Origin of the sequence: Frankia sp. Mgl5, assembly GCF_023242985.1 — a bacterium.
GTDB classification, from domain to species: Bacteria; Actinomycetota; Actinomycetes; order Frankiales; family Frankiaceae; genus Parafrankia; species Parafrankia soli.
Genome location: NZ_JALKFY010000617.1, coordinates 19,203 through 27,297 on the forward strand (window position 1 = coordinate 19,203; position 8,095 = coordinate 27,297).

7 protein-coding genes and 1 pseudogene are annotated in these 8,095 nt (G+C 67.8%); 5 read left to right on the plus strand and 3 right to left on the minus strand.

The genetic code is table 11. The features are described from left to right. Positions 1-110: 110 nt before the first annotated feature. A complete protein-coding gene (locus MXD62_RS15735; RefSeq protein ID WP_368862409.1) occupies positions 111-1,109 on the plus strand; it encodes a 2-hydroxyacid dehydrogenase in 999 nt (332 codons plus the stop codon). A 125-nt stretch (positions 1,110-1,234) separates the two neighbouring features. Here the strand turns inward: MXD62_RS15735 and MXD62_RS15740 are convergent, their stop codons facing one another. Continuing rightward, positions 1,235-1,954 (minus strand): hypothetical protein, encoded by a 720-nt coding sequence (locus MXD62_RS15740; protein ID WP_248830002.1) that lies wholly within the window; start codon positions 1,952-1,954, stop codon positions 1,235-1,237. Between the two features lie 322 nt (positions 1,955-2,276). Here MXD62_RS15740 and MXD62_RS15745 point away from each other — a divergent pair, with 322 nt between their 5' ends. Continuing rightward, on the plus strand, positions 2,277-2,849 hold the full coding sequence (locus MXD62_RS15745) for a hypothetical protein (RefSeq protein WP_248830003.1): 573 nt from the start codon (positions 2,277-2,279) through the stop codon (positions 2,847-2,849). A gap of 37 nt (positions 2,850-2,886) precedes the next feature. On the opposite strand, the gene MXD62_RS15750 is transcribed toward MXD62_RS15745, so the two are convergent. Next, positions 2,887-3,570 carry a TetR/AcrR family transcriptional regulator gene (locus tag MXD62_RS15750; protein WP_248830004.1) on the minus strand — a complete coding sequence of 228 codons (684 nt, stop codon included), beginning with the start codon at positions 3,568-3,570 and terminating at the stop codon, positions 2,887-2,889. 139 nt (positions 3,571-3,709) lie between these two features. On the opposite strand from MXD62_RS15750, the gene MXD62_RS15755 reads away from it, so the two are divergent. The 3 genes and pseudogenes from MXD62_RS15755 (at position 3,710) to MXD62_RS40710 (ending at position 6,430) form a co-directional block, all read left to right on the plus strand. Further along, positions 3,710-5,206 (plus strand): MFS transporter, encoded by a 1,497-nt coding sequence (locus MXD62_RS15755; RefSeq protein ID WP_248830005.1) that lies wholly within the window; start codon positions 3,710-3,712, stop codon positions 5,204-5,206. Between the two features lie 62 nt (positions 5,207-5,268). Beyond that, a complete protein-coding gene (locus MXD62_RS15760; RefSeq protein WP_248830006.1) occupies positions 5,269-5,691 on the plus strand; it encodes a helix-turn-helix domain-containing protein in 423 nt (140 codons plus the stop codon). Continuing rightward, positions 5,688-6,430: pseudogene (locus MXD62_RS40710) on the plus strand (alpha/beta fold hydrolase). Before MXD62_RS15760 ends, MXD62_RS40710 begins: the two are co-directional and overlap by 4 nt. On the opposite strand, the gene MXD62_RS15770 reads toward MXD62_RS40710, so the two are convergent. After that, positions 6,423-6,677: a hypothetical protein gene (locus MXD62_RS15770; RefSeq protein WP_248830008.1), complete on the minus strand. Its 255-nt coding sequence runs from the start codon at positions 6,675-6,677 to the stop codon at positions 6,423-6,425. The pseudogene MXD62_RS40710 and the gene MXD62_RS15770 overlap by 8 nt on opposite strands. Positions 6,678-8,095: the final 1,418 nt, after the last annotated feature.

Here is an 8,095-nt window from a genome sequence, read left to right on the forward strand (position 1 = left end):
AAAATGACGCCCAGCAAGGATGATCGTGGCCGGGTCGTGTGCTGCCGCCGTCTCCGCGTCGGTATTGCTCGGAAAGAAACAGACGCATGACGAAAGAACGGGGACGAAACGTGCGGGTCGCGGTCTTCTCGTCGAAGGACTATGACCGCAGCTTCCTGAGCAGCGCTCAGACCGGTAGCCTGGAGCTCAATTTTTTTGAGCACCGGTTGACCGAACAGACTGCGGGTCTGGCGCAGGGACATGACGCGGTCTGCGTGTTCGTCGAGGATGAGGTGTCGGCCGGCGTGCTGACCAGGCTCGCCGCGGACGGCATCCGACTAGTGGTGCTGCGCTCGGCTGGGTATGACAATGTCGACCTCGCTTGTGCTCGTTCGCTCGATATTGTCGTCGCCCACGTGCCGGCCTACAGTCCGCATGCGGTCGCCGAGCACGCGGTCGCCTTGATCCTGGCCCTGAACCGCCATGTGTGCCGGGCCTACAACCGGGTGCGTGAGTACAACTTCGCTCTCACTGGCCTACTTGGTTTCGACCTCCACGGACGCACCGTAGGAGTGGTCGGCACCGGGGCGATCGGCACCGTCTTCGCGCGGATCATGACGGGATTCGGATGTCGAGTGATCGCACATGATGTCAGACGTAACCCGGAGTGCGAACGACTCGGCGTCGGATACGTCGCACTGAACCAGCTTCTCGACGAGTCGGACATCATATCACTGCACTGCCCGTTGACCCCGCTTACACACCACATCGTCGATGCCGATGCGCTGGCTCGGATGAAGCGCGGTGTGATGCTCGTGAACACGAGTCGTGGCGGTCTTCTGGACACAGCCGCCGTGATCTCCGGCCTCAAGAGCGGGATTATCGGCTATCTCGGAATCGATGTCTACGAGGAGGAGAGCGCCCTCTTCTTCGAGGACAGGTCGGAACGAGGGGCGTTCGACGACGATCTGTTCGCGCGGCTACTGACGTTCCCGAACGTCCTGGTGACAGGGCATCAGGGTTTCTTCACCACCGATGCGCTGACGCGGATCGCTGAGGTCACGATCGCCAATCTCCAGGGTTTCGAACGAGGCGAAGGACCACAGTTCCCGATCAGAACAAGCGACTGAGAACGGCCCGTGCTTCGGCACAGAACCCTGCCACGCCGGCCCTCATAAACAGTGACGCGTTCATCCCCTGAGGCAGCCCTTGCCGGGGAGAAGGCGTGAACGATCTCTCCCTTTGGGGTCCTCGTTCATCGTGGCGACGTCGCCCGTCGCAGAACGCGCACCGGCAGCGATGCGCTGCCGGATGCCCAGACGTGTCGTTCCACGTAGGGCCACGCATAGGTCGGGTTGCCGTCACGTACCAGGCCGCGTAGCCCCGGAAGACCGAGTTCCAGTGCGGACCACTCATACAGTTGCTGAAGTCGTGGCTGGATCACGCCGTAGTCGAGTAGCCGCCCGATACCATGCTCCTCTGCGAGGTAAACCTGCAGATCCTCGTCGGGTGGGTAGCGGTCGGGAAGGACCCGGCCGAGTGAGAGAAATATTCCCGCCATCCCGAGCCGCGGATCCCCGAGGGCCCGGCCCAGGACAGCGAACCGGCCCAGCGACAGCCGCGGCGCCGCGACCAGCGCGTGCGCATACAGAACACGGAGCAGGACAACGTTGAGAAAGAAGCGCTCGGTCGTTGACTCCGACTCGGCGAGATCACGGTTGTCCAGGTAGGCGGAGACGACGCTCGCGTTGTGAGCGCGATACCAGCTCCAGGATGTCGGTGCACTGATGAACGCCGACCACAGGTCGATCGCCGGCGAGGACTGCTCCCCCCGCAGGCCACCCGAGCGCGCCATGGCCTCACAACCGTCGCGCAGCAGCCGGTCATTGACCTCCCGCCACCACCGGCTCCCTGGAGGGTCTGCGTCCGGAGGATTGAGCACCCCGCGCTCGACCTGCCAACGCATGAACGACATCGCCGCCCTCCGGAAAGGCAGGTGCCGCGGCGCGCGCCCGACCGGTCCGTGATAGGTGCGTGACAGAAGCGCCATCCGCCCCCGGGGGTGGTCGCGCACCCCCGCGACCTGAGCCGCCGCCCACTCCGCGGCAGCTCCCTCCATTGGTCGCATCCCGGAAACCTCGACCCCGTCCGCGCGGTAGTGCGATGGCTGGAACATCCTTACGCTGGGGCCAGTATGACCCGTCCGCCCACCGAAACCGACGACCCCGATGCCGCCGGGAACGGGAGGACGGTGGCATCCCCCGACCGATTCTGGAGGGTCAGTCACAGTCCGTGGAATGCGTCTCGGTATCGCTCATCACTTCGGCTGGGCTGTGGCCGTCACGGCTGAGTCGGACCACAAGGTCGTGGACCGCCGGAGGGTCGAGTTGATCGAGCCCGGCCTGCCGACGGCGCCGATCCACCACGAGGGCGGCCCGCACCTGTTCCACCGGTTGGCGGCCCCGCTGGACGACGATGCCCTCGCGGTGCTGGTGGCGGACGTGCGGGCGTCGGTGGTCCGGGCAACCTCGGCCGCACTGGACGAGCTCGCGGCCGGGTTGTCCGAGCCGATCGTCTCGATGTCGCTGCGGGCCTGGCCGGCCGACTTCCCGCGAGACATCGCCACTCAACGTCGTGTGCCGTACGAGAGCCGCGCCGACTCGGTGATGTACTGCCAGGTGCTGGCCGAACTCGCTCGCGACCGCGGTTGGGCGGTCCGCCTCTATACCGCCAAGGACGTCGAGGCCGAAGCGGTCCGCATCCTGGGTGAGCGAGCGAAGGAGGTCCTTCACGGCCCGCGGGCTGTGTGGGGAGCACCGTGGTCCAAGGACCATCGGGCGGCACTCGCGGCAACGATCGTGGCCACCTGACTTCGCTCCCGGCGGCAGTTCAGTGCGCCGGCCGTCACTACCGCTTTGTCTTGTCGGCTGCGTTTTCCTTTGGCGGGACCGGCGTCACCGGGGCCTGCCACAGGCCGACGAGCGCGTCGATCAGGCTGGCGGCGAGGGCGTCCCAGCTCGGCTCGTGGGTCGGGGTGCCCTCGGCGAGGGCACGTTCACGCTCGACGCACATGTGCGCGATCAGGTTACGGGCCATGACCCACCGCACGGTGCGGATGTCGTCCGTCAGGTCGGGCAGGCACTGGTTCACCCCGGCCAGGATCAGGCGCGACGAGGCGGATCTGAGTGACTCCTCGACAGTGATCCCGTGGAGGACGGGGTCGCTCACGACCTGGGTGCGGAACCGCGCGTACCAGGTGGGGCTGCCCAGCGCGGCCAGGTGCTCGGTGAACGGCCGAACCAGGCAGGCCACCCAGTCGCGGAGGTCGCCGGAGCCGGCGGCCTCGGCGACAAGGTTCACCCGGACCTGCTCCATCTGGTCGGAGTGCCGGCGGGCGATCGCGCGCACCAGGTCGGCCTTCGTGCCGAAGTGGTAGCTGACCACGGCGTTGTTGCTCTGCCCCGCGGCCTCGCTGACCTGGCGGTTGGACACCGCGTGCACTCCACGCTCGGCGAACAGCCGCTCTGCGGTGTTCAGGATCATCTCGCGGGTCGCGCTGCCCCGCTCCGGCCGCACCGCCCTACCCGTCATCGTCGGCACCTCCCGCGAACCGGCTGTGGCGACATGATCGATCTGCCATTCTCGCCGGCGAATTTAGTCATCTGATTTAATTCGATAAAACGCGTGAATTAATTGATCTTACGTCGCTCTCCTGGCCGGAGGCTCGTCTGTGTCCCACCCCCTCACCGGACCCGCCGATCTTGCCAGTTCCGCCGACGCCGCTGCCGATGACGCTGACGTAGCTGCCGATGACGCTGTCGTCGTCGTCGCCACGGGACCGCGGCCGGGTGCCGTCGTGGCGGTTCTGGCGTTCGCCGGGATCGTGGTCGCGTCGATGCAGAGCCTGGTGATCCCGCTGCTTCCCGAGCTGCCCGGGCTGGTGCACGCATCGGCGTCCGGGACGGTGTGGGCGATCACCGCGACGCTGCTCGCCTCCGCCGTCGCCACCCCGGTGGCGGGCCGGCTCGGGGACATGTACGGCAAGCGGCGCATGCTGCTGGCCAGCCTCGGCCTGCTGGTGGTCGGCTCGGCCGTCGCCGGGCTGTCCACCACCCTGATCCCGCTGGTCGTCGGGCGGACACTCCAGGGCCTGTCTGCCGGAGTCATCCCGCTGGGGATCAGCATCATGCGCGACGAGTTGCCACCCGAGCGCCTCGGTTCGGCGACCGCGACGATGAGCTCCTCGCTCGGCGTCGGCGGTGCCGTGGGACTGCCCACGGCGGCCCTGATCGCCGACCACGCCAGCTGGCACCTGCTGTTCTGGATCTCGGCGGGGCTGGGTGTCCTCGCCACGGCACTCGTGCTGCGGCTGGTCCCGGAATCCCAGGCCCGCACCGGCGGGCGCGTCGACCTGGTCGGCGCGGCCGGACTGTCGACCGTGCTCGTGTGCCTGCTGCTGGCGATCTCCCAGGGGGCCGACTGGGGCTGGGCCAGCGGTCGCACCCTCGGCCTGTCCGTCGCGGGTGTCGCGGTCCTGGTGGCGTGGGGGCGCTGGGAGCTGCGCGCGCGGCAGCCGCTGGTCGACCTGCGCACCAGCGCGCGACGTCAGGTGCTGGTCACCAACCTCGCCTCGGTCATGTTCGGTGTGGCCACCATGCCGGTCCGGCTGGTGCAGCCCCAGGTACTGCAGCTGCCCACCGCCACCGGCTACGGACTGGGGAAGTCGCTGCTGGTCACCGGCCTGGTCCTGACGCCCACGGGCCTGGTGATGATGGTGGTCTCCCCGCTGTCCGCGCGCATCTCCGCCGCCAGGGGGCCGAAGACGACCCTGATGGCCGGCGCCGTCGTGATCGCCGCCGGCTACGGCCTGGGTATCGGGCTGATGTCCGCCATCTGGCAGCTCATGATGGTCACCACCGTCATCGGCGCCGGGATCGGGCTCGCCTACGGCGCCATGCCGGCGCTCATCATGGCGGCGGTCCCGATCTCCGAGACCGGCGCCGCCAACAGTCTCAACAGCCTCATGCGGACCGTTGGTGCCGCCATCGCCAGCGCGGTCGGGGGAGCCGTACTGGCCGGCATCACCATCACCGTCGCCGGCGCCACCGTCCCCGGGCAGAACGGCCTGCGGGTGGCCATGGTCATCGGCGGTGCCGCGGCCCTGCTCGCCCTGGCCATCACCACGTTCGTGCCCCGCCGCCGCCCGCTTGTGCATGCTGACGCATGACGATCTAAGCTTCCCGATCTTTACCTAAACAACCCTATAGTGAGGCGTGTTAAGCTGCGTTTGTGGAGCGTCTCTACTCGGTAGATCAGGTTGCCGACCTGCTGGGCCTGCATGTGCGGACAGTGCGCGGATACGTGCGTGGCGGGCAGCTGAAGGCGGTGCGGATCGGCAAGCAGTACCGCATCGCGCACGAGGATCTTGAGGCCTTCACTGGTCGTTCGCTGTCGCCGCCAGCCCGGGAGACGGTTGCGCGCGAGCGGCACGTCGAGGTGTCGAGCATCGTCGAGGTCGAGGCGGTCGGCCCCGACACTGCGAGTCGGGTGAGCACCCTGCTCACCGCCGCGACCGCCCATCGGCGCGACGCACCCGTGCGGATCGAGACGGTCTACGACGAGGAGCGGGCGCGTATGAAGATCATCATTTTGGCTGAGATCGACGACACCGTGTGGCTGCTGGAACACGTCAAGGCAGTACTCGAGTCATGAGTGCCATCTACCGGACCCAGGCGGGCGGGAACGAGGTCCGGCGGCGCTACGCCGAGATCCTCAGCGGCTGGCCGGTGCCGGCCGAGCACCTGCGCCTCCCGACGCGAGAAGGGGAGACATTCGTCGTGGCGTCCGGCGCTCCGAACTCGCCGCCCCTTCTGCTGCTGCACGGCTCGGGCACCAACGCGGCAATGTGGATGAGTGACGTCCCGGCATGGGCGGAGCACTTCCGCGTCCACGCGGTCGACCTGATCGGCGAGCCGGGCCTGAGTGAGCCCAGACGTCCCCCGCTGAGTTCGGAGGCCTGTGCGCTGTGGCTGGACGACGTGCTCGGGGCAAGGTGGGCTGGTTGCCCAAGGCGATCATGCTGCGCCCCTTCGGGGAGTGGGGCCTGCGAAAGACGCTGCGAACGGTAGCCGGCTTCGACTTCACGGCGACCCAGACCGCCAGCGGCCTGGACGCGTCGCGTACCCAGGAGTTCCTCGACTACATGGTATTGACCCACCGCCATTTCAGGCCCCGCACCGAGCGCCTGCCCCTGTTCTCCGACGACGCCCTGCGTCACCTGACCATGCCGACGCTCGTGATCGTCGGTGAGCGCGACGCGATGCTCGACTCCCGTGAGACTGCCCGGCGAGTGACTCGCACCATCCCGCACGCCATCGCCACAGTTCTCCCCGGCGTGGCACACAGCATCACTGGCCAGACCCAGCCCATCCTCGATTTCCTGCTCAGCTGACCCCGCGCTCCCCATTGATCTCCCCGCGACGGCGAAGGCCCGACCGGCTCCCCCGGGAAATCCAGGAAGCATGTGGTCGGGGCCAGTCGACCTTGCAGGTGTTCGCGAACTCGGCGGCGTTGACGGCGGCGTCGTAGAGCCCGTCCTCGAAGGAGCACCGGTGGACGGTGACCGGCTCTCCGGTCGGGCCGAGCTCGCGGAGCACGTCGCCTCCGGCCCGCTTCGGTCGATCATCACCTCGCAGCATCCTTCCTCCTGGTTTGCGTTCCCGGAAGGCCGGGTGGCGGCGGATTCCACTGCGATTTTCTGGAAACCATCACACTGGCGCCATTCAGTGAATCCGCCTATCTGTACGCAACTCACCACCGACGGCCGGTAACAGTTCCCAGGGCAGATTCCGGACTGATCGGCGACAAGCTGGTTGGGTAAGGGTCCCGAACCGAACGGACTCTTCCTGGTCGACATCGACTCGTGGTTCAGCTGCGCCCACACCCGGGGCCGGACTGGATGAACCTCGGTGGGTCCGTCGGGGTCACCCTCGTCACGCACGCGGTCCCAGGTATTGAGCCGTCTGACGGGGCGCCGGCGATCTGGACGGAGACCGGGGCGGTGAGCGACAGCATGAGCACGGCCGTGGCGGTCACACCGGCCCGGGCGGCTCCGGCTGAAGCTCCGACCTCATCGGGGCCCGCACGGAAGGCCTGCTGCCATCGCGGAATCGCGGTCCGCCGCCTGCGTCCCATCACGATCGTCCACCCCCTCCGCTGCATGTCCGTAGGCTTTGTGTGTACCCGTCCTGCGGCTGCGACACTCCGATGTCGAGCGGGTGCGGACGGTGCTGGTGGCTTGAGGGCCACCTTGTGATCATTAGTCCCGGTCTGGGGCTCGCGGCGGCCTCGACCGCCGCGCCCGGACCGCCGTGCCGCACCCACCCGCTCACTACTCCGGGGTGGGTAGTCGCCGTCCGGTGTGGGCCCTGTCCGGCCTCGGGTAGGGCCTACAGACACCCTGCCCGGCGACCCGAGGACACCGGCCCCGGACCGGCGCCTCCGCGCGACAGCCACCAGGATCGTCACGCCACGGCGACACAACCAGCCGGCGGAACGCGGCTCCGGATAATCCGCCAGCCCGCCATGCAGGCCAGGCGAAAGATGCGAGCCGGCGGCGCTTTTGGCCGCACCGAGGGCTGGTGCGGTGGATGGCCAGGATGATATTCGATAGATCTTTTCTCATTCCATCGACATTCTTTCTGCATCTGGCGGGGATACTGGCGGCCGGGCCATGCATCGCCCGTCCTCCATCTGATGGCTAAGTGCAGGTCGCCGTTGAGCGGTCCGAGCCTAGTAGCGCAGTTACCTCGACGGCCCTGCCAGAAAATGAGCAGAGGAGTGTCATGACTCTCAACAAGAGCCGCGTTTATGCAATGCTAGCCACGGTTCCCGCGGCTGTGACCTTCGCCTTCGCAGCGCCCGCCTCTGCTCAGACCGCGGTTGGTGGGCCGACCGTGGGCGGTACGACCGTTGCAGATGGCGGCGGTACGGCGGTTGGCGGGCCGACTGTGGGTGGTACGACCGTGGCCGGCGGCGCCGGTACGGCGGTTGGCGGGCCGACCGTGGGTGGTACGACGGTCGCTGGTGGCGCTGGTACCGGTGGTACGGCGGTTGG

Bases quoted from the DNA above. Each gene is read 5' to 3' on its own strand.
- MXD62_RS15740 (WP_248830002.1), bottom strand. From the start codon at position 1,954: ATGTCGTTCATGCGTTGGCAGGTCGAGCGCGGGGTGCTCAATCCTCCG.
- MXD62_RS15750 (WP_248830004.1), bottom strand. From the start codon at position 3,570: ATGACGGGTAGGGCGGTGCGGCCGGAGCGGGGCAGCGCGACCCGCGAG.
- MXD62_RS15770 (WP_248830008.1), bottom strand. From the start codon at position 6,677: ATGCTGCGAGGTGATGATCGACCGAAGCGGGCCGGAGGCGACGTGCTC.
- MXD62_RS15745 (WP_248830003.1), top strand. From the start codon at position 2,277: ATGCGTCTCGGTATCGCTCATCACTTCGGCTGGGCTGTGGCCGTCACG.